Below are 22090 nucleotides of genomic sequence, written 5' to 3'. Positions count from 1 at the left end.
TCCTTTTAGCTAAACAAAATTATTTTTCTACACTTGAGTCCATTGCGGAAGTGAGCGGTCTTCCGTAATTTCTTTCCAAACCATCTTAACAGGCATTCCTATTTCAATATCATCAGGTGAACATTGAAGAATATTTCCGATTAATTTGACCTGTGGTAACTTATTTAATTCAACAATCGCAATAATGAGCGGTAAATCATCTTGAAACCCTGGAAGAAAAGGACGATAAGAAACAATATACGAATAGACTTTTCCATTTATATCACTGCCTTGGCTTTCCCAGCTTAGTTCAGTACTGCCGCATTTTGCACAACTCGGACCTGGAGGATGTGAATATTCATTACAACTTTTACATTTTTGTAGAATCAGTTCATGACGGTCTGCTCCATCCCAATACGGACTATTATCTTGTGTTTTCAGCGGAATTGGTTTTTGGAATTCCATTTTGTCCCCTCCTAATTTCTAAGAATCATAGCTCCAGCCATATCAGGACCAGCCCAGCCAGTACATATGCCTATTTCGCAATTTTCTACTTGACGATCTGATCCTTTATATTCGTGCCGAACTTGCCTAACAATTTCCAATACGTTATTCATCCCATGTGTATAGCCTTCTGACAGCATTCCTCCTGCTGTATTTGAAGGTAATTCCCCACCCATACGCAAGTTTCCTTCGGCTACAAAATTCCCTACTTCACCTCGTGGAGCAAATCCATATGCCTCTAACTGACGAAGGACAACCCAGCTATAACAGTCATAAATAGAAGCAACATTAATATCTTCAGGTTTTACATCAGCCATTTTATATACTTCAGGGGCAACATAGTCTGCTGCCACTTCAGATAAATCATTCCAATAATGTGCATGTGACACACACTGTCTAGCTGATAAACCCATGATGTATACTGGTTTGGATTTGCAATCTTTAGCTCGGTCTGCTGATGTAACAATAATCGCATTTGCTTCATCAGATTCCAGACAGAAGTCATGTTTTTTAAACGGATAACTTAAATATGGTGTTTTCTGATATTCCTCCATCGTTAAAGGTTTACCGTAAAAGTAAGCTTTAGGATTCCGTTGAGCATGTTCATAAAAACTTAAGCAAACATGTCCAAGATGCTCCTGGGTAAGCCCAGTTTCATGCATATGACGAGTTGCAAAAAGTCCGAACCATTGAGCTGGACTACCAGCTCCGTAAGGAATGATAAAGCTTCCACCTTCAATGGCTGATTGAAGCATATTTACATCCCATCCGCCTCCGCCCATGCGCACACCAGAACGACCATTCATAGAACGATAAATCAACACTGTATTTAATTGGCCTGTTTCAATAAGTCCAACGGCATCAGCAATCAACATTTCCGTACTGCTTCCTCCACCCATAATATCTTTTACATATTTCGGACGGACCCCTAAATATGTTGCTAACTGATGTGATGTACAAGAATCATTTTCTGAATAACTCATAAAACCATCAATATCTTTCGCTTGAAGGCCAGCATCATTCAATGCAGCTCGTGCTGCATCCAATGCCAAATGTAACGGAGTTGTGCCCGAATTCTTGGAACGCTCGCTTTCTCCTACACCAACTATGGCATAGCGATCTTTCATGCTTCCCATAAAAAATACCTCCCCTTTGATTGCTTAAAAACTACTTACTGAAACTGTAAAACTACTTGGCCTGAACCTACTACCTGCTCTGGTTCCTTTTCAGCAATAAGGTCAAGTCTGACAAACCGCTGACCTTTTTCTTCATACACATTATTTACAAACGCAGAACAAGTAATTTGGTCTCCTGGTATAGTTACAGCGCCAAATCTCATTCTAAAGTTAGACGGCACCGCTGTATCACCAGCTAGTTTCATTACATATTCACCTAAAAATCCCATTACCAGCATTCCGTGAGCAATCACACCTTGCATTCCGATTTCCTTTGCGAAGGCATCATCTGTATGTAGCGGGTTAAAATCTCCTGAAGCACCTGCATATTTGACTAGTTGCACCTTTGTTACTGCCGGCTTGATGAGGGACATAAGCTTTTGACCTTCATATAAACCTTCATAAATCAACATTTTCAATTCCTCCTTTCAGTGGCAAATTATCCTTCTGTCTTGGATGATTATTCCTCTCTTATTAATTTGCTTCTCACTTATAATTGATGATGTTTTCAAACAGGCGAATTACTGCCCCTTAAAGGACGGTAAATAATATTCGTTCTGCTAATAACAACCAACACTCCAGATTCATCTTTCATTTCTGTATCAAGTACCAAGAACTGCATAGGTCCTTTTCTGCCTTCACGTTCGTACACATCAGATACTTTCATCTGGCAATATAAGATATCCCCGGGTCGAATTGGACGATTATAAATAAACTCCTGTTCCCCATGCAGCATTCTTTTTTGATCGAGACCCAAGTCAAGGCTTTCTCCACTATCTTGTCCAATTGCTATAGGGAAGGTTGGTGGTGCAATAATGCCGCCATATGACGTTTTTGCAGCATACTCTTCATCCACGTATAAAGGATTAAGGTCGCCTATCGCTTCTGCGAATTGACGTATATGCCTTTTTTCGACTTCAAATATAAATTCTGAGCCCGTTAAACCGTTTAAATTTTCCAAATCCATTTGCTTTCTACCCCCTAATGGTTGCTTTTTCATCGACTTTGTTTCCTACTACAATCATGGCATCTGCCGCTTTGATCCCATTTTCGTAAACTATTAAAGGATTAATATCCAACTCTTCGATGGAGTCTTTATAATCAGTAACCAGAGCAGAAACCTTTAATAACACATCAATGATGGCTTCAATATCAATTGAAGATTTTCCGCGCGCCCCTTTTAGAATTGCATTTCCTTTAATATCTTCAATCATTTCAAGCGCATCTTTTCTCGTTAGAGGGGCTATTCTAAACGAAATATCTTTGTAAATCTCAACAAATATTCCGCCTAAACCAAACATAATAACTGGTCCAAATACAGGATCGTTACTCGCACCAACAATAACTTCAACTCCATCAGGTAACATTTCCTGAACAGAAATTCCATTGATTTTTGCATCTGGTTTATAATTTAGTGCATTACGTTTTATCTCATTAAATGCTTTCTTTACTTCTTGATCATTTTTTAGATTCAATCGAATGGCATCTGCCTCCGTTTTATGAGGAATATCTGGAGAATCAACCTTTAGCACAACCGGGTAACCGATTTTGTTTGCATGTTGGGAAGCTTTTTCTGCATTTTCAGCTATTACCCGCTTTGTTGTCGGAATCTGATAGCGTTCTAAAATATCACTTGCTTGAGATTCACTTAATGTAGTACCGGGTTCCAACAAGTTTTGTAATCTTTGTTTCTCTATTTTCTTTGAGGAATTGAAAACGTTTGCTTCCTGATTTTTCCGATAGTATTCACTGTACTCCACTAATTTAGCTAATCCTCTAATCGGATTTAGATTACCTGGTATAACTGGAATACCATTTTTTACAAGCTCTGGAGTTCCCGGAGGAAGGGACATACCATCTAACGGGAATGTTGTAATAAATACAAATTTATTTGAACGGCTACAAATATCTATAAACTCTTGCAATAATGGATTTTCAGCGGTCCAACTGAACGGAAATTCTGTGAAAATGATGTTATCGACATCTGGATCCTCAATAAGTGCTCGTAATGGAGCTATAAATAATTCTGGATTTGAAACTGATGCAGCAGCTGTTAAATCAACAGGGTTGGAAGCGCTTGCAAAGTTAGGTAAAAAGCGCTTAATCTCTGTTGTTGTCTTCGAACTTAGCGGTATGATATTAAGACCATAGGCCTCACAACGATCTGCTTCATTTATACCCCTGCCACCAGAACTAGTGATTATTACCGTATTCCTTCCATTTGGAAGTTTATTGGAAAGGAAAAGCTTAGAAAAAGAAATGATATCTTCATAATCGTCGGCTCTAACCATGCCTGATTGTTTAAAAAAGGCATCATATACCTTATCTGATCCGGCAAGTGATCCTGTATGAGATGCAGCAGCTCTGCTACCGGCTATACTTCGTCCTGTTTTCATGACAACAATTGGTTTATTTCTATCCAACGCTTCTTTAGCTAAGCTTCTTAATTTATCTGGGTTTTTAGCTCCTTCTAAGTAGCCACTTATTACACTTGTTTTTGGATCATGAATCATATATTCAATAATATCTGAGAATTCAGTTTCCATTTCATTTCCTACACTCACGAAGTAATTAAAGCTTAGCCCATTCTGCGCTGCTGCCATATAAGTTAATACACCAAACGCTCCACTTTGTGAAACATACCCCACACCTCTTTGATCATTTAAAGGTACAGATAGAATAGCAGGTGAAAAAGTACCTATTAAACCATTAGACAAATTCACTAAACCAACGCAGTTAGGTCCCACTATCCGTATGCCATTCTTTCTAGCAAGTTCAGTAAGTGTCTCCTGTTGTTTGACACCTTCTTCCCCGGTTTCAGAAAAACCTGCAGCAAAAATGATCGCTGCTTTTACTTTCTTTTGCGCACAGTCCTCTAAAGCTTGCTGTACCTGTTCAGCACCTAGGCAAAAAATAGCTAAATCAATATCGTTTGGGATATCTGATAAAGATGGGTAACATTTTAAACCCTCGATTTCTTTTGCTTTACGATTGATTGGATATATCTCTCCACTAAACTGGCCATCTAAAAGAGCTTTAACTTGTAAATATCCGATTTTGTATTTACTCTCAGAAGCACCTAGGATTGCGACAGATTTAGGATTAAATAATGGCTCAAGAGTTTCATAAGAATTATTTAACTTATTATCTTTTGTCAAAAATCTTCCCCCCACATATACAGAAAATATCTTTGTTGTAATCTTACCTGGAAGGCAATAAAAATCTATAAAAATCACATTTGTTAAATTCATTTAAACATTAGGGTGTTAATAATTAAAAAATGTCGCAAAAAACTATATGCAGTAAGGTTTTCGAAAATCCTATTAAAAATAAATGTTCTCGATTACCCCGACTTTACGCACCGATAACCCCGACATTGGAACAAGATAAGCGCCGAACTATTTTTCAGAAAACCATATATGGGAAATTTCTTAAAATTAAAAAGTATAACAAAATATGAAAAATACATTCAGGATTTTTCCTTATCAAGAATTCATGAATCTTGAAGAAACATTCACATTTAATAACGAAAAAACCTCTTCCATATAGATGAAGAGGTTTCAGTTTGTAGACAAAAGGGGTTCGGAATGCTTTAATTCCGGACCCCTTTTGAATTTCCCTTTGAATTTTGCTCAAGATTAAGAGATTGGGCCTCTACGAGCCCACTTTATTAAGCCATTCTTGGACCTTGCCATGTCTAATTGGCCATCTTCTTTAAATTCATGGCAGCGAAAGTAAGCATCGCCTGCATCGACAATTTTTTAAGTCCCCTTAAAGTAGTCCAACGCATACCATGCTTTTCTTTTGCATCTGCGAATACACGCTCTATTGTTTCTTTACGTTTCGCATATATAGGTTTTACATCCTTGTGATGACGCAGATGATCTGTTTCTTCCATATAATTTTGCCAGATATGGCGTGTCACCACTTTTTGATGGTCTTTGCTTTCTGTACACTGTGATAAAAATGAGCATGTCGCACAAGTGTGTTTGGGTGGTTTGTACTCGCGATAGCCCTCTTTATTTGTTGTTGAGTACTTTAAAATCTCGCCCGATGGGCAGAGATAACAATCAAAATGTTCATCGTAAACATAGTCATGCTTGCGAAAGAACCCTTCTTTTGTTCGTGGACGTGTATAGGGTAAAGCTGGTGTGATTTCTTTCCCAAAAAGGTAGCTTGTAATGGCTGGTGTTTTGTAAGCTGCATCTGCGGCAACAGCTTCAGGTTTTCCAACTTTCTCAAGCACTTGTTCAACAAGAGCTCTAAGATATGACTATCATGCGTATTTCCCGGTGTTACAATCGTCCCCAGCACAAAACCGTTGCGGTCTGCAGCCGCATGAAATGAATAGGCAAACTGTTTTGTTTGTTCATCTTTTACATAGTAGCCACTCTCAGGATCAGTTGTACTTTCTTTAATTTCTTTGGTTTCTTCTTTATCAAATTTATCCGGTGGAAAAGGCTTCTTTCCATTGTTTTCACGATCTTGATTTATTTCTTCTTGAAGGCGTCCGTGCTCTGCACTTATTAACTTTTCTTTCTGAAGCTGTCATTAAGATACGATAAAAAATCTGTTCAAACAGGTCTGTATCTTTAAAGCGACGCTCATAATTTTTCCCGGGCGTTGAGAAGTGAGGTACTTTATCATGGAAACCGTAACCTAAAAAACAACGGTAAGCCATATTCGTTTCAATTTCTTCAATCGTTTTACGCATCGAACGAATACCGAAGGTATATTGAATGAATGTCAAATTTAACTATAACTGGATCAATACTTGGGCGCCCTATCTCTGAATACATATCTTTCACCAAGTCATAAATGAAAGTGAAGTCAATGGCCCCCTCAATTTTACGAACTAAATGGTTCACGGGCTCCAGTTGATCCGAAGTAATCATTTCAAGTTGATCTCGCTGAATAGAATTATGTTTCGAAAGCATCGTCATCACCTCAAGTTTTAATACTCCTATATTAAAACAAAAAAGACTGTAGACAAAAGTGGTTATATCTAATTGTTAGAACAAAGTTGATTGGAACGGAAGGTGCGAGACTCCTGCGGGAAAAGCGTGTCCAAGGGAGACCCCACAGGCGCAAAGGCGCCGAGGAGGCTCCCTGACCGCCCGCGGAAAGCGAGTGCCCTACGTTCCAATCAACGTTCGAATTTTTACAACCCCTCAAAAAACTGTAGACAAACTCGATTTTCATCGAGTTTGTCTACAGTCTGAAACCTCTTCCATATAGATGAAGAGGTTTAGTATAATGCTATGATTTATTTTTATGTTCCTGTTTTTCCAGCCATTTTATCATTTTCGTTCGAATTTTATGTGATGGCCTTTTGATTCCTCTCTCAATGTTACTCACGTAAGGAGCAGATATTTCTAGTTCTTCTGCTAATTGATATAAAGAAAGATTAAGAATTTTTCTAGTGATTCTTATTTGTTCACCAATATTTTCACTTCTCTTTTGACTATTAGAATCCTGTTGTGAATGCCGAATGTCACTTCGAACTTTTTGTTTTTTTTCAATTGAACGATATTGGTCCTTAATAATCTCCGGTGGCTCAATTAAAATCATAGAATTCAACCAAATACTAGCCCATCCTTTATAATCCGCAATAGATTCATCCCATTTTTCATAATGCCATGACGCGATGACACCATCTTCTAATAATGTATCCATAGCTTTTTCAAAACGCTCTCTAGTACGAGAAGGTGTGCGATTATTCATTTTTTCGCCGATTGATTCCAATAGTGTACTTGTTTTATTTGGCTGTAAAAAGTCTCCTTTTCTAGCTTGAGTCCTCCAACGCCAGCTTAAATACCTTGTAAGTCTTTTCTCCCAAATTTGTCTATAAGGATTATATTGCAATGCCTTAATTGAAAGAAGAGCAACTTGCCTTGCAGAACCATTTAGATACTTAGCAAACACTTTATCAATTGTAAACGTTATCTTTTTTCTACATGTTTCTTCTGAAATACCATATTCTTCTCCCATATAATCTTTAAAAATGAACGTCCGCCCCTGGAGTGTTGTCTGAACAGGTTTACCTTTTTCATAGATGACAGCTTTGTTAATGTTAATCCATATGCTTTGAATATTTGTAAGCGATTTCAAAATTTGTTCGCGTTGTCTTGCTTCATATCCACCTCGACGCCCGTCTCCTCCAAGTTTAGGCTTTAACCCTCTAATTGATAGTAGGTCATTCAAATAGATTTCTACTATTTCTTCATTATGTCTTGCCTTGGATAAAAAAAGGCTGCAAAGTGCATCAAAAACATCCACATCCACATCAGACAATAATTGTACTCGGTTCCATGCTTCTTTAACAATTGCATGCTCAATAATTGATGTTTGATTGTTCTCTATAGGGATAATTTGTATAAAACCTTCTGTATTACCTTTTTGAATAGGTGTTGCAGGCCAAGGGATATCCCCATCATTTCCGAAATTTTTTTTATAGATTGCGTCTCTAACTGATTGGTACGGGGCGCTATTCATCACAAGCAGATGGTCTTGAATAGTTAAGTTGAAAGAAAAATCTCTTATTGTGGATAATAATAAATCTGATGTTTGAAAAGAATCTTTTTTAAAACAAAGAAGATTTTCTATTTTTTCAATCGTACTGGTTTCTAAATTAAATTCAAAAATAATTTTATCAACCCACTCTTGGGTATACCCATTTACTATATATGTTATTTTCGAAACAAATTCTTTGTTTTCAGCAAAATTTTTAGTGAGAAAATGATAAAATAATTTATTCAATTCTTGAACATCAAGTCTTTCCATTTCATTAAAGCCAATTGATATGGCTATTTCTTCAAGGATACATTCTTTTATTTGAAGTCTAAACCAGCTATTGAATTCATCCCAAACAGGTTTTTCAACCAAAAATGTATCCTTTTTCAAAATTTTCTCCATTTGATATATTGAATCTTCTATTAACTGTTTTTCTTTTAAAATAGCATGACTTTTAGAAGAAATTCTTTCATATTCACATAAAAGGTAAAACACAACATTTTGAGCTATTTGTGATATCGTTTCGTTTCTCGCCGTTAGCCTCAACTTGGCAAACAGTTCTTCATTTTCTTTATATGCATTCTCCCAAATAACAAAGCTTTTATTATTTAATCCATCTTTAAACGTTAGAAAACCTGTCGAACCCTCCAGCCTATGTGATTTGAATACCTTATTGAAATCATGATATTGATTGTTTTGTTCATAAATGCAGAGTACCAAAAAATTATTAATTTTACTTGACCAACGATTCGATAGATACTCAATACCATTCGCTTCGCTACGATCCATTGTTTCACTGTGTTTATTATTACTTTTCTGCATAAATACCTCCTAGACAATACCTAAATCGATATACAAAAACACTCAATGTTTTAGATGATATATATGTAGTGAAATATGATTATTTTAACTATGTGAAATAAAAATCAGAATAATATACTATTAGAAATTTTTCTTATGCTGAAAAAAACTGTCTACCTAATATATTCAATATGAAGATATAAAATCCTTCCTTGGTTTATATTAGTAACTGCTCTAATTCCTGCTTGTATATTGATTTGCTCAAGGTATTTATTACTCCAGAAATCAATCATCTCTTCACTAGGAAGTCTAATTTGAAAGAACTGCCCCCTCTCATTAATGAGGTTTGCAGCTCTGTAAGCATCGTGATTATGTACTAATTTAAAACACTGTATTTAAACATAACATATAACCTCGTTAGAAAAGGTTTTGCATGATTCACGGATTGTCAATAGGCTTTTTTTACCATGCCTTTCTCTCTATTCTCAATCGTATAAATATTCAAAAAAATGTCGAGTTGAGTCATCTATCCTTTTACCCTTATACTAGGGAAGAAAAATTGAAGGGGGAGAATTATACATGAAGAAAGAAATTTCAATTATTGGTGTTCCAATGGATCTTGGTCAAACTAGAAGAGGAGTAGATATGGGTCCAAGTGCTATCAGATATGCAGGTTTGAGTGAAAGACTTGAAAACATTGGCTATACTGTCCATGATGAAGGTGATATTAAAGTAGAGATACGAGAGAGAGCACAAAGTGATGCAGATACTAATTTAAAGAATTTACAGGATGTAGCAGAAGGCAATGAAAAATTAAGTCAAAAAGTTGCTGAAGTCACTCAATTAAATCGATTTCCTTTAGTTTTAGGTGGAGATCATAGTATAGCTATCGGAACATTATCAGGTTTAGCACAGCAATCTGAGAACTTAGGGGTAATTTGGTATGATGCGCATGGCGATTTAAACACAGCCGAAACTTCTCCTTCAGGAAATATACATGGTATGTCTCTAGCGGTAAGTTTGGGACTTGGCCATCCTGCACTGACTAACATTGGTGGATATACTCCAAAAATAAAACCAGAGAATATTGTTATTATTGGTGCCCGTTCCTTGGACCAAGGTGAGAAAGAGTTAATTAGAGAAAAGGGTATTAAAGTATATACAATGCATGAGATTGATAGATTGGGAATGACAAGAGTAATGGATGAATCGATTGCCTATCTTAAAGAACGTACAGATCTTGTTCATTTATCCCTTGACCTTGATGGTCTTGATCCAGACGATGCACCGGGAGTAGGAACGCCTGTCATGGGAGGTATTAGTTACCGTGAGAGCCATCTTGCCATGGAAATGCTAGCTGAAGCCAATATCATTACATCCGCAGAGTTTGTAGAGATAAATCCAATTTTGGACGAGCATAATAAAACAGCTGAAGTTGCTGTCGCATTAATGGGCTCTTTGTTTGGAGAAAAATTACTTTATGGAGCGGACGATCACCTTATCACTCCTAATTTACTGGCTGATGTTAAATAGTCGAACTTTTTTTGAGTAACTGTTATTGATAGAAATATAGAGCGATTTTATTAATCTCAAATTTTTAAAAAGATGGTCCATTGAAAAAAGCCCATATTGTCATCTGCGGGCTTCTTCCCCATTGACGGATGGCCCACATGAATCAATTTATATCTATAGTTTCCAGACGTTTGGCTTCTTTTTCTTTCTTAAGAGACGTCATCGAAATTATTTTTGCATTGGTACCTATGTTAACTCCTGTTTCTCTACATGCAGAAGCAATCTCTTATTCAAGGGATAATATCACCTAAGATTGAAATCAAAGCATAAAACTTGTTAATGGAGAAACATTAATTCCCTAAAAACGTCCTAACATAAATGAAACCGTTTGCACCCATCAGGTAAAGGAGTTTTTCAATGAAAACAGTAGAAAATCAACCAAATGAATTAAAACGGAGCATGAAAGCAAGACATTTATTTATGATTTCAATAGGGGGATGTATTGGTACAGGCTTTTTCATTGGTTCAGGCTACACCATTCATGAAGCAGGGGCCATCGGTGCTATTCTCTCTTACATAGTTGGCGGTTTTATCATGTATTTAACGATGCTTTGTCTCGGTGAACTATCGGTTGCCATGCCTGTTTCCGGTTCGTTTCAGACATATGCGACAAAATTCATTGGTCCTGGAACCGGCTTTGCCATTGGATGGCTATACTGGTTAGGGTGGGCAGTTACAGTTGCCTTAGAGTTTTTGGCAGCGGGACAACTTATGCAAAGATGGTTTCCTGAATCACCCGTTTGGATGTGGTGTGCAATCTTTGCTTTTCTCATCTTTTTACTAAACGCTTTATCAGCAAAGGCATTTGGCGAATCGGAGTTTGTGTTTTCAAGCATTAAAGTATTGGCCATTATACTGTTTATCGTAGTTGGCGGTGCTGCTATGTTTGGTATTATTGATATGAAAGGCGGACAGGAGGCACCGTTTTTCTCCAACTTTTTCAGTGAAGGCCTCTTTCCAAATGGGATATCGGCCCTACTTATTACAATGATTACAGTGAACTTTTCATTCCAGGGCACAGAGTTAATCGGAATTGCAGCAGGAGAAAGTGAAAACCCAGAAAAGGTCATACCTAAATCTATCAAACAAACAGTTTGGCGAACTCTTTTCTTCTTTGTGCTTTCAGTCTCTGTACTCTCAGCATTGATTCCAAGGGAAAAAGCAGGAATCGCTGAAAGTCCATTCGTTGTTGTACTAGATAGCATAGGAGTGCCTTATGCGGCGGACATTATGAACTTTATCATTCTCACGGCTTTGTTGTCAGTTGCAAACTCCGGCCTTTATGCGGCGACACGAATGCTGTACTCGCTTTCTAGAGAAGGAATGGCAAGTCCAAAGCTCGGTATGGTAAATAAGAGAGGAATTCCACTAAATGCATTACTTATCACTCTTGCAATAGCCGGGTTGTCTTTACTTTCAAGTGTAGTAGCTGCAAAAACAGTGTTTGTTTTTCTTCTCTCCCTTGCAGGATTAGGAGCACAAATTGGCTGGATTGCCATTGCGGCCTCTCTTCTTGCTTTTAGAAGATCATATATCCGTAAGGGTGGAAAGGTAGAAAATTTAAAATTCAAAGTACCACTATATCCATTCATTCCCATTCTTGCCTTAATAGCAAACTGCATCGTCATGATTAGTCTAGCATTTGTTCCTGAACAGCGGATGGCCCTTTATTGCGGCGGATCGTTCTTCCTTGGTTGTTATGCTGTTTATCACTTTAAGGTGAAGAAAAACAAGCAAGTAAATACACCTCAACAGGAAGTGGAATTAAATTCTGGTAAAAAAATGGTCATTTAATCTTGTCCAGATTATCTAGAGAAGAAAGTAAAGTAATGAAAAGCAATCTTTGTTAAATAAGATTGCTTTTCATACTGGGCATTACATAAAATCAACGCGAGAGTATTTACATAAAGAAAAAATACTCTGGAGATATCTCATTTCCAGAGTATTTTTACACTAAACAACTATTAAACAACTTCTTTTTTCCTTACCTGCTTTAAAAGCAGGAAATTTGTGGTTAAAATGAGAACCGATGATTCATACTACCTTTACTATGGTAACCCAGGTGTCTGAAAGATTGTCCTTTGCTGCAGTCATTACTGAGCGACTATAAATTCTCTTCGCCAAATTCTTTTTATCCATAAACGAAATACATAACTACGGCGTATAACATGACTGTCCATGCAAGATTAAATCTGCAGATCTTTTCCTTCCTCGAATAACAAGAGACTTTCACCCCATGAGTGTCCTTCCGCAAAATAGAGTTTCTATCCCAGCTTTGCGAATAGTGAAATCCCATCAGATGCAGAGGTGGTTGAAAAAGTTATCCCCAGGACCATTGTGAATACTACCAAACCAGTAAGTAATTTCTTCATTGTTCCATCTCCCTCTTTTTTGAGCATCCAAACCACCTTACTAGTTCCCCTCAGATTTTATATTCTCTATGCTTTATACCTCTTTTTAAAAGGTATTATTATCAACTTTCTTTCTAAAACCCTTCAACAGGATCTATCTCTACCGAAAATTACTATATTATCAATAGAAGAAACCTATAGATAACTATCATTGATACACACCAATTGTCCTAAAACACGACATCTAGCAACGAAACTGTAACATTAGAAATTATTTTGTAATCTTAGAAACACTTTTTTATTCTATTTGTCATGGTTTTTATATATTTCATAGCCCTATAATATAAAGGTTAAATATTTTTTTACCACATCAGGAGGAACTTTCCTATATGAAGAATTCGAAAAACTCTTTTATTCTCGCGGGAACTATTATAGGTACCCTATTTGCCAGCACTTCTGCTTATGCAAGTTCTTATCAAGTTAAATCGGGTGACACCCTAGACGAAATTTCTAAAGCGCATAATACAACTGTCCAAAAATTAAAATCTGAAAACAATTTGACTAGTAATCTTATTTTGCCAGGTCAAGTTTTAAAGATTAATGAATTCAACTATAATAAAAGTACAGATACAAAGGAAAAATATGTAGTTAAACTTGGGGATTCTTTATCTACAATTGCTAAAAGATATAATCTTTCTCTTAGTACATTGATTAAATTAAACCCTGAGATTTCTAATTCAGATCGTATTCATATTGGCCAATCTATCCGTGTATCTGGACAAGCCCCTACATCTAGTTCAACGGCTAGCAAAGGTAGTTCAAGTGATACCTATAAAGTCAAATCAGGTGACACCCTAGACAAAATTGCTAAAACACATAATACGACTGTCCAAAAATTAAAATCTAAAAACAATTTGACTAGTAATCTTATTTTTCCAGGTCAAGTTTTAAAGATTAATGAATTCAACAAATATACGAATAACACTACTAATACAACAGAAAAATATGTGGTTAAACTTGGGGATTCTTTATCTACAATTGCTAAAAGATATAATCTATCTCTTAGTGCATTAATTAAATTAAATCCTAATATTTCTAATTCAGATCGTATTCGTATTGGCCAATCTATCCGTGTATCTGGACAAGCCTCTACATCTAGTTCAACGGCTAGCAAAAGTAGTTCAAGTAAAACCTATACAGTCAAATCAGGTGACACCCTAGACAAAATTGCTAAAGCACATAATACAACTGTAAATTCTTTACTTTCTTTAAATCCAAGCATTTCAAATGCAAATACTCTTCATATTGGTCAGTCTATTAAACTTTCTGGAAAAGCTACATCATCTGTAGCTAAAAAAGAGTCCATATCAACTAATTCAGCACAAGCTGATAAAATATTAGCTGCTGGTGCGAAATATTTAGGGGCTAGGTATGTTTATGGTGCAAGCACATCACGTACAGATATATTTGATTGCTCTTCATTCACATTGAAAGCATTCCAAGCTGTAGGTATTTCCTTACCACGAACTTCATCGGCTCAATCCCAGGTTGGGAAACTTGTATCTTCGAACACCCTGCAAAAAGGAGATTTAGTATTTTTTGATACCAATAATGATGGAGTAATTAATCACGTAGGAATTTATGCCGGTAACGGTCAAATGCTTAATGCTTCAACATCTAAAGGTGTATCTTATGCAAACATTAACAGTTCTTACTGGGAACCTCGCTTTGTAAAAGCAGTTCGTGTTCTTTAACTAAATTCATATGTATCAAATAATAATTGTTAGCTACACTAAGTCCCCATTTTGATTTTAAATGGGGACTTAGTGTAAGATTCCAATTTAATTTGTAAGAGTCAATGGATGTTCGGAAACAGCTAGCCTTATCGAGTCAGTAAAGCAACAAGGCTAATAGTATTGTATTGTCCAAAAGAAACAAACTCTTAGTTTCAGATAAAAAAACTTCAAATCAGTAGCTAAAGGTTTAACTCGTTTACTAAAAGTTGAAAATTCGTTTGCTTCCAGCAATTGTAGACTTTGCATTAAAACGGAATCCCTTTACCATTTCACCCTCAAAAATAACAGCAGCTTTTAATTTAGGATAACAAATATGTAATTAATCAAAAAAATAAAATCATCTTAAACGATGATTTTATTTTTTTGCATATTCTTTTAACCGAGGTAGGATTGGCTCCAAAATTTCCTTGGCTATGTAATCTGTTTCTAATCCAATAAACTGTTTGCCTTCTAAATCGACTGATCTAGCCTTTTCCGGATCATTGCAAAAAATAAACGAGATTATTCCGTTATCTTCTGTCATATCTACATATTTGAATGTAATATCATGTTGTGTTAAACAACTTTCAAACGCAATGCATAATTCATCAATGTCTGACTTACTAATAGATGTAAATTTCATTTTGATCATCTCCTCTGAATACAGAATAGCAAAATATAGGCTGAATTACAAAGTGAATATATCCTCTAGTAGAAGGCCTTTACTATTTATCCGGCATTTCTAATCTAGTGGAAAATTGAAAAATCACTAAATTTTTTTAACTAAGTTCATCTGGTTTAGCCAAAACTTTTAATAATAAAACAAAGGTCACTTTAAGAGTGGACATCATGAGAATGAAATAATCAGCAAATATAGATAAAGCTTTGGTTTTTCCGCAAAATATGCGATGACTTGAATTAGAATTAATTTTTAAAAAAACTATGTTCTCTAAGCGTCTATTGTGGCTTTTGGATAAAGTCTCATCATTTATAAAAAAAGAGGAATTAACATTATTAAGCTAACAGGTATGCGATAGTTTTTTTAAAATATATTATGTTTAATAGAAGAATTATCAATATATTAGGAGGGAATTAAATGGTTACATTAAAACCTATTAAACAAGAGGATTTTAAGCAATATATTATTCATGCAATTGATGACTATGCAAAAGACAAAGTTGCTTCTGGAAATTGGAGTGAAGATGAAGCAATGGATCTTTCTAGGAAAGAATTTACTCAACTTTTACCAAAAGGTGAAAAATCCGAGTTTAATTATATATTCTCTATCTTTCACGACCAACACATAGTCGGAACGATTTGGATTGCACAAAAATCACCTAAAAATAATGACGAAGGCTTTATTTATGATTTTATTATCTTTGAGCAATATCAAGGGCTGGGATATGGTAAGAATGCAATGAAAGAAATTGAAATTATCGCTAAAGAATTAGGAATGAAGAAGATTTCACTTCACGTTTTTGGCCATAACAAAATTGCACGTGGATTATATGAAAAGTCGGGCTATGAAATTACGAATATCACGATGACAAAATCAATTTAAATAAACTATTGCATAGTGCATAAAGGTAACTTCCTATATAACGGAGAGTATTCGTCGTACTTAAACCCTGAAAATGATCAAACTTTATTCTAAAGTAACATCTATCTATACGCTCACCATACGATAATGTGCCATTAGCTGAAAAGAAAAATCTATGGATTAAATCAATGTGCCCCAAATAAAACAAAGAGGATTATCAACGATAAAAATGAAAATTCTTAGCAAAATCCAACAGGGTTTTGTTATTTTTATTTCCGTACTTTTTTCTGAACGATTTAAGGGGAAAAATATTAGTATGAAAAGATTAATGTGAAGGTTAAACTATGCTCACTTTCCATTAAGGTAGTTCTTAAAAAAACTTATATTCTTAATCTATATTTTTTTAGTAAAACCATGATAAGTCAATAAGTACCTCCGCTTTATGTCCTTCCTTATGAATATTCCATGGCATGTCTCATATCTTATACAAACACCTTTGTTAGGAGTGTGCCAACATGAAATCTTTCTATAAAGGAACGCTCATTTTGATTGTCGCAGCGTTTTTTGGTGAATGTATCGAATTTTTAGTGAACATGATCCTAGCCAGGGAATTACAAGAAGAAGGCATGGGGCTCTATATGTCTATATTGCCGATTTTCTTTTTGATATATGTGATTGCCAGTCTTGAATTACATATTTCCATTTCAAAATTCGTGGCAGAAAATAAACACACATTGCATTATAATCTTGTGATACATGCACTTAAAATGGCTATGGTTGTAGTGCTGGTTATGTGTGTCGTCATGCCTTTTATTCTTACCTTTTCATCCATAATGGACAGATACCACCCATATATAAAATGGCTGCTTATTACCTTAATCCCTATAGTCGCCTTTTCGTCGATTGCAAGAGGATATTTTATGGGCGTTCAGCAGATGGGAAAGATTGCATTTTCCAACTTTTTAAAAGATATTATTCAATTTGGCTTGCTGTTCTTCATCTTTACCTTATTTAATTTTAACCAGGAAAAGTCCCTGCTGATGGCCTTCTTTGTTTTAATAGGCAGTGAGTTCCTCGTCTTCTTATACCTGATTAGCCTATTGATTCTTCAAATGCGTATTATGAAGCGTGGTACAAACTCGCGTACCTCTGGTAGATATGCACGTCAAAAGTTGCTGGAGGTTTCACTACCTACTATGGGACTAAGAATCTTTCACGCAATAACAAATGCGATTCAACCTTTTCTGATTCATGCTGCCCTTCTCTCAGCAGGATTCGGCGCGGTAATGGCTACTGAACATTTTGGGATGCTCACAGGAGTTGCGATGACTATCGGCTTCTTCCCTGCTTTTATTGCTCATTCACTAATGATAATGCTTATCCCTAATGTATCGAATGCTTACAAGAGACAGGATGAGGAAAAATTGAGAGTTTTATTACAAAAATCGATGTCTTTTACAATCTTGTATGGGGTTCCTGCAGTGGTCTTTATTTATCTCTTTGCGGAACCTTTGACCTCACTCTTTTTTTCCTCCACTTCAGCTGCTTATTATTTAAAATTATTATGTCCTTATTTTCTTTTTCACTTTTTTGTTATTCCGATGCAAGCCTATCTTATTGGCTTAGGCTTAGTTAAAGAGGCTTTTTTCCATACTGTGTGGTCACATATCGTCGCCTTTGTGATGATGTATATTCTCGGCTCCCAAGCCTCTCTTAACATGGGAGGCATCATCTTAGGCATGAATACAGGTGCTGTATTATTAACCCTTATGCATTACTTAACTATATGTAAAAAAATAGGGATAAGCATCTGGTTAACAAAATCGAGATCTATAATAATGAAGTAACCTGTACTTATCTAGATAGTTAGTGAGTTTTCAACCTAATTTGATTTTAGTCAAGAATATTCTTTAAAATATCATACAATATTAATGAAGTGATATCATAAATAAAGCTAAGGCTAAGACCGGATAAACGTACGGGCAAGAAAGGTAAAAAAACCGAACGATCAACATAACATATGTAGTTAGACGTTAAACACTCGAATGATTCAAAATGTCAGCAATAATAACGGTGACAAAACTCAAAACCTTTTTAAAATATTCAAATAAAATGTGAAGAAAAAGACACTCCTCAATCAGGCTGTGTCTTTTCAATTCTTATGAGGTTAATTAATGTAGACTGCAACTTAAGGTAATTTATTGGATTGATTCTCGTTGTCGTTATATCTGTATTAAGGTCATTAGGTGCTTTTTAACCGTGCCTGTTACTCAATGAAAAATCACATACCAACAATTACACAAATCAAAAGCTTGATTTAGGGCAGTTCATCATTATTTTACCTTCTCTCCAATAAAAAGGAGGAATACTTATATTTACTTTTCGATATTCAGGAGGTAATACTAGGCCTTTTAATCTCTTCAAGACTTGGTTTTAGATTACTCATTAAAATACAAGGTGATTATTAAACTAGATGTGTCCACTCTACCGGTCTGTCCAATTTATAGTAACGCATGGTCTATGTGAAGCACCTCAGCTCCCCCTTGACATTAGCGAGCTCATTACTGTTTAAAAAATTATGTTAATATATGCTACGACTACGGAAACAACATTCACTATCATCATCATTATTATTAGAATTATTAATTCATAATATTATTCATCCTTAGGGACAGTTTGAGTTTTTATGTTTTCTATTTGTTTTCTTTGTTTTTCTAACTGACGTAATTTCCCTCTTTGAATCTTACCTGAGACGGTTTTGGGTAGTTCTGAAACAAATTCAATTTCTCTTGGATATTTATAAGGAGCTGTAATTGTTTTTACATAATTCTGTAATTCCTTTACTAGGTTATCTGACGGTATAACTTTTTTATCTATGACAACAAAAGCTTTTACAACGGCTCCTCTAACTGCATCAGGACTTGGTACAACAGCACATTCTTTCACATTTTCATAACTTAGCAGAGCCTCTTCTATTTCAGATGGTCCAATGGTGTAGCCAGAGCTTATTATGAGATCATCTGAACGACCTTCAAACCAAAAATATCCGTCTTGATCCATCTTCGCAAGATCACCAGTCATATACCAATCACCATGGAATACTGATTTCGTGCGTTCCGGATCATTATGATACTCTTTGAATAAACCTCGAACACTTCGGTGTACTGCAATCACTCCCACTTCCCCAAATGGTAATGGATTCCCATTATCATCATTAACTCTTACCAGATCACCCAGAGTTGATCTTCCTAGTGACCCTGGTTTTACATTCATGTCATTTAATGATGTAATTAGTAGAGTGTTTTCTGTTTGTCCATAACCATCTCCAACCTTCACGTTGAAGTGTCTCTTAAACTTATCGATAACTTGGTTATTAAGAGGTTCCCCTGCACTTAAAGCATTTTTTAGACTAGAAATTTTAAAACGATCTAATTGATCGACATTAGAAATTTTGCGATATTCAGTTGCGGTAGCACATAAAAAGTTTACATTGTATTTTTCTATCATTTGTAAATATTTCTCCCCATCAAGATGACCGTTATAAGCTAATCCTGTAGCACCAGACCCTAACGTGTTAATAAAGGCATTGTGTACCCACTTTATCCATGCTGGACTAACAGTGCTCCAAATCAGAGTATCCGGTCCACAGTTAAACCCAATTTTTACGGATAACGCTCGATGTGCATAAACCCATCCATGATCATGTATTACTCCCTTTGGATTCCCCGTCGCACCAGATGTATAGCAAAGGAAAGCGCTATCATCAGAACGGGTTGCAACAGGGTCAAATTTTGATGGCATTCCTTTGATTAAATTCTCGTAGTTTTGCCATCCTTCCACTTCGCCGCCAACCGTGAGATAATATCTAAGGCTCACCGTTTCTGAACTAATTTTATGGACCCGATCTGTTAAGGTATGATAACAAATGATTGCTTTAGCTTGTGATTGATTAATTCTATATAAAAGATCCTTAGGCATAAGCATATCTGAACCGGGAGATATAACTAACCCTAACTTTAAAGCAGCAATATAAGCAATATATGTCTCAGGAATTCTTGGAAGGACAATTAAAATCTTATCCCCTTTTGTTAAACCAATGTTTTTTAAGACATTAGCAAATTTATTTGATAAATGGCGGAGCTCTTGGTAGGTTAAGGTCTTTGTGATTCCTATTGCATCTTCCCAATAAATAGCTACTTGGGGCTCCCCATCAGCATAGCCATCAATGTCCCAAGCAATGTTATAGTATTCTGGGACAATTAGATCAAAATCTGTACCCATTTCATACCTCCCCCTAAAAAAATTAATGATATATACCTTAACTATTCGATTTGAAACTAAGAGGGCATTTCATTAGGGGATGCCCTCTCCAAAAAATACTGATATAGTATCTTACTGCTTAGTATGAAGCAATAATTGAAAGACAGTCTGACACTTATGTTCACACCACCCACCTTGAAGAGGAAGTAGACTAAAGGTATATCTTGTATTTCAACTCACTCTCATTTAGGATTTTATTTCAATAAATTTTATTACTCTCTTAAATGTAAACGCTTACTAATTTTCGGATCTTTTTCTAAAAATAGAGTTAATTCAAAACAAATTCACTACCTGCTTTCATCAATTCACCGACTTTTACTTTTTCTTTCAGTAAATTAGTAGCGATTGAACGGCGGAGCATTTCATCTGAACCTTCAAAAATACGCCAAATTCTTACCTCACGATACCAGCGCTCTACAGGCGATTCTTTTGTATAACCTAAACCTCCATGAATTTGTAAAACGCGGTCAACTACTCGACTTATCATATTAGTCGAATATAACTTTGAGATTGAGGACTGATGGCGGAATTGAATGCTATCTTGCCCAGTTTTCCATGATCCTTCTTGTTCAGCCATCCACGCAGAACGGAGAAAAATCCATTTTGCTGCTTCAATTTCGGTAGCAGAATCAGCGATCATCCATTGAATTGCTTGACGTTCAGCAAGTGGCTCTCCGAATGAAACACGATTATTTGCCCATTCTATTGCCATATTTAATAAACGTTCAGCACCACCAATAGCCCAAGAAGGAATAACCCATCCACGATTATGGTTAATGAACACCATTGCATATTTAAAGCCATCTCCCACTTCTCCAATAACATTTTCTTCAGGAACACGTACATTATCAAAAACTAGCGTTGCAGGTTCATGATGACTTCCAGACATCACCGGAATTGGCTCAGAACGGTACCCCAGTTCGCGGTCAACTAGGAAACAAGTGATTCCCCCATTCATACCTTTCTGTCTATCTGTTACTGCAAATACGATGGCAAAGTCTGATTCACTACCATGAGTAATAAATATCTTTTCCCCATTAATAATCCACTCATTTCCTTGTTTCACAGCAGTTGTTTCCATATTTGAAGCATCTGAACCAGAACTTGATTCTGTCAATGCAAAGCAAGCAATTTTCTCTCCATCAACAACTGGCAATAAATACTTCTTTTTTTGTTCTTCATTAAGTGCTATATATAAAAGATTTGGTGCATGTCCTCCAAAATCAAAAGGAACAATCGTTCTACCTAATTCCATTTGTATTAAACTACTCATTACAGGACCCAAGTCGGCTCCTCCATATTCCTCTGGAGAGTTAATTCCCCAAAAACCTATGTCCTTAGCTTTTAATTGAAGTTTACGTAATTCCTCCCTAGTAATTCCAGGTTTACCTTCACGTTCATTTCTTAACACTTGATTTTCGAGTGGCGCTAATTCTTTTTCAACAAAATCTCGAACTGTTTCTTGTACCATTCTTTGCTCATCAGTTAATCTAAAATCCATGTCTCTTCCCCTTTTCCATTTTAATTTTGGTGGCTTTTAAATTTATCTGAATATTCTAA

At 35.9% G+C, this 22090-nt stretch carries 15 protein-coding genes and 1 pseudogene; 5 read left to right on the top strand and 11 right to left on the bottom strand.

Annotated elements, in window-relative coordinates; genetic code table 11:
• Window positions 1-27: 27 nt before the first annotated feature.
• The 7 genes and pseudogenes from JFU50_RS22845 to JFU50_RS22815 form a co-directional block, all read right to left on the bottom strand.
• Window positions 28-444, bottom strand: a complete 417-nt coding sequence (locus tag JFU50_RS22845; protein WP_056523585.1) for a Zn-ribbon domain-containing OB-fold protein — start codon at window positions 442-444, stop codon at window positions 28-30.
• Window positions 445-455: 11 nt separating this feature from the next.
• Window positions 456-1619, bottom strand: a complete 1164-nt coding sequence (locus JFU50_RS22840) for a thiolase C-terminal domain-containing protein (RefSeq protein WP_201224266.1) — start codon at window positions 1617-1619, stop codon at window positions 456-458.
• A gap of 35 nt (window positions 1620-1654) precedes the next feature.
• Complete coding sequence (locus JFU50_RS22835) at window positions 1655-2071, bottom strand: MaoC/PaaZ C-terminal domain-containing protein (protein WP_201185069.1); 417 nt, start codon at window positions 2069-2071, stop codon at window positions 1655-1657.
• 95 nt (window positions 2072-2166) lie between these two features.
• The gene (locus tag JFU50_RS22830; protein ID WP_201224264.1) at window positions 2167-2625 is read right to left on the bottom strand and encodes a MaoC family dehydratase N-terminal domain-containing protein; all 459 of its coding nucleotides are present in this window, start codon (window positions 2623-2625) and stop codon (window positions 2167-2169) included.
• Between the two features lie 7 nt (window positions 2626-2632).
• Window positions 2633-4816 (bottom strand): acetate--CoA ligase family protein, encoded by a 2184-nt coding sequence (locus JFU50_RS22825; protein ID WP_242489080.1) that lies wholly within the window; start codon window positions 4814-4816, stop codon window positions 2633-2635.
• Window positions 4817-5355: 539 nt separating this feature from the next.
• A pseudogene (locus tag JFU50_RS22820) lies at window positions 5356-6595 on the bottom strand (transposase).
• Window positions 6596-6917: 322 nt separating this feature from the next.
• On the bottom strand, window positions 6918-8993 hold the full coding sequence (locus JFU50_RS22815) for a helix-turn-helix domain-containing protein (RefSeq protein ID WP_201224260.1): 2076 nt from the start codon (window positions 8991-8993) through the stop codon (window positions 6918-6920).
• A gap of 558 nt (window positions 8994-9551) precedes the next feature.
• On the opposite strand from JFU50_RS22815, the gene rocF reads away from it, so the two are divergent.
• Together rocF and JFU50_RS22805 are read left to right on the top strand one after the other, a co-directional pair.
• Window positions 9552-10505: an arginase gene (gene rocF, locus JFU50_RS22810; protein WP_201185076.1), complete on the top strand. Its 954-nt coding sequence runs from the start codon at window positions 9552-9554 to the stop codon at window positions 10503-10505.
• Between the two features lie 396 nt (window positions 10506-10901).
• Window positions 10902-12338 carry an amino acid permease gene (locus JFU50_RS22805; protein WP_201185077.1) on the top strand — a complete coding sequence of 479 codons (1437 nt, stop codon included), beginning with the start codon at window positions 10902-10904 and terminating at the stop codon, window positions 12336-12338.
• A 470-nt stretch (window positions 12339-12808) separates the two neighbouring features.
• Here JFU50_RS22805 and JFU50_RS31575 read toward each other — a convergent pair whose 3' ends face one another.
• Entirely contained in the window at window positions 12809-12943 is a 135-nt protein-coding gene (locus JFU50_RS31575) for a hypothetical protein (RefSeq protein ID WP_274606979.1), read from the bottom strand.
• A gap of 341 nt (window positions 12944-13284) precedes the next feature.
• On the opposite strand from JFU50_RS31575, the gene JFU50_RS22800 reads away from it, so the two are divergent.
• Window positions 13285-14649, top strand: a complete 1365-nt coding sequence (locus JFU50_RS22800) for a C40 family peptidase (protein ID WP_201185079.1) — start codon at window positions 13285-13287, stop codon at window positions 14647-14649.
• Between the two features lie 397 nt (window positions 14650-15046).
• On the opposite strand, the gene JFU50_RS22795 is transcribed toward JFU50_RS22800, so the two are convergent.
• Window positions 15047-15313 (bottom strand): hypothetical protein, encoded by a 267-nt coding sequence (locus tag JFU50_RS22795; RefSeq protein ID WP_201185081.1) that lies wholly within the window; start codon window positions 15311-15313, stop codon window positions 15047-15049.
• 453 nt (window positions 15314-15766) lie between these two features.
• On the opposite strand from JFU50_RS22795, the gene JFU50_RS22790 reads away from it, so the two are divergent.
• Window positions 15767-16231, top strand: coding sequence for a GNAT family N-acetyltransferase (locus tag JFU50_RS22790; RefSeq protein WP_201224258.1), 465 nt, complete (start codon window positions 15767-15769; stop codon window positions 16229-16231).
• 494 nt (window positions 16232-16725) lie between these two features.
• Window positions 16726-18057: an oligosaccharide flippase family protein gene (locus tag JFU50_RS22785; RefSeq protein ID WP_201185083.1), complete on the top strand. Its 1332-nt coding sequence runs from the start codon at window positions 16726-16728 to the stop codon at window positions 18055-18057.
• Window positions 18058-18865: 808 nt separating this feature from the next.
• Here JFU50_RS22785 and JFU50_RS22780 read toward each other — a convergent pair.
• Window positions 18866-20491, bottom strand: a complete 1626-nt coding sequence (locus JFU50_RS22780; RefSeq protein WP_201224257.1) for an acyl-CoA synthetase — start codon at window positions 20489-20491, stop codon at window positions 18866-18868.
• A 307-nt stretch (window positions 20492-20798) separates the two neighbouring features.
• Entirely contained in the window at window positions 20799-22031 is a 1233-nt protein-coding gene (locus JFU50_RS22775) for an acyl-CoA dehydrogenase family protein (RefSeq protein WP_201224256.1), read from the bottom strand.
• Window positions 22032-22090 lie beyond the last annotated feature (59 nt).

The sequence above is a fragment of the Peribacillus sp. TH14 genome (assembly GCF_016651145.1).
GTDB lineage: Bacteria > Bacillota > Bacilli > Bacillales > DSM-1321 > Peribacillus > Peribacillus butanolivorans.
This window is presented reverse-complemented; position numbering and strand designations above follow the sequence as displayed.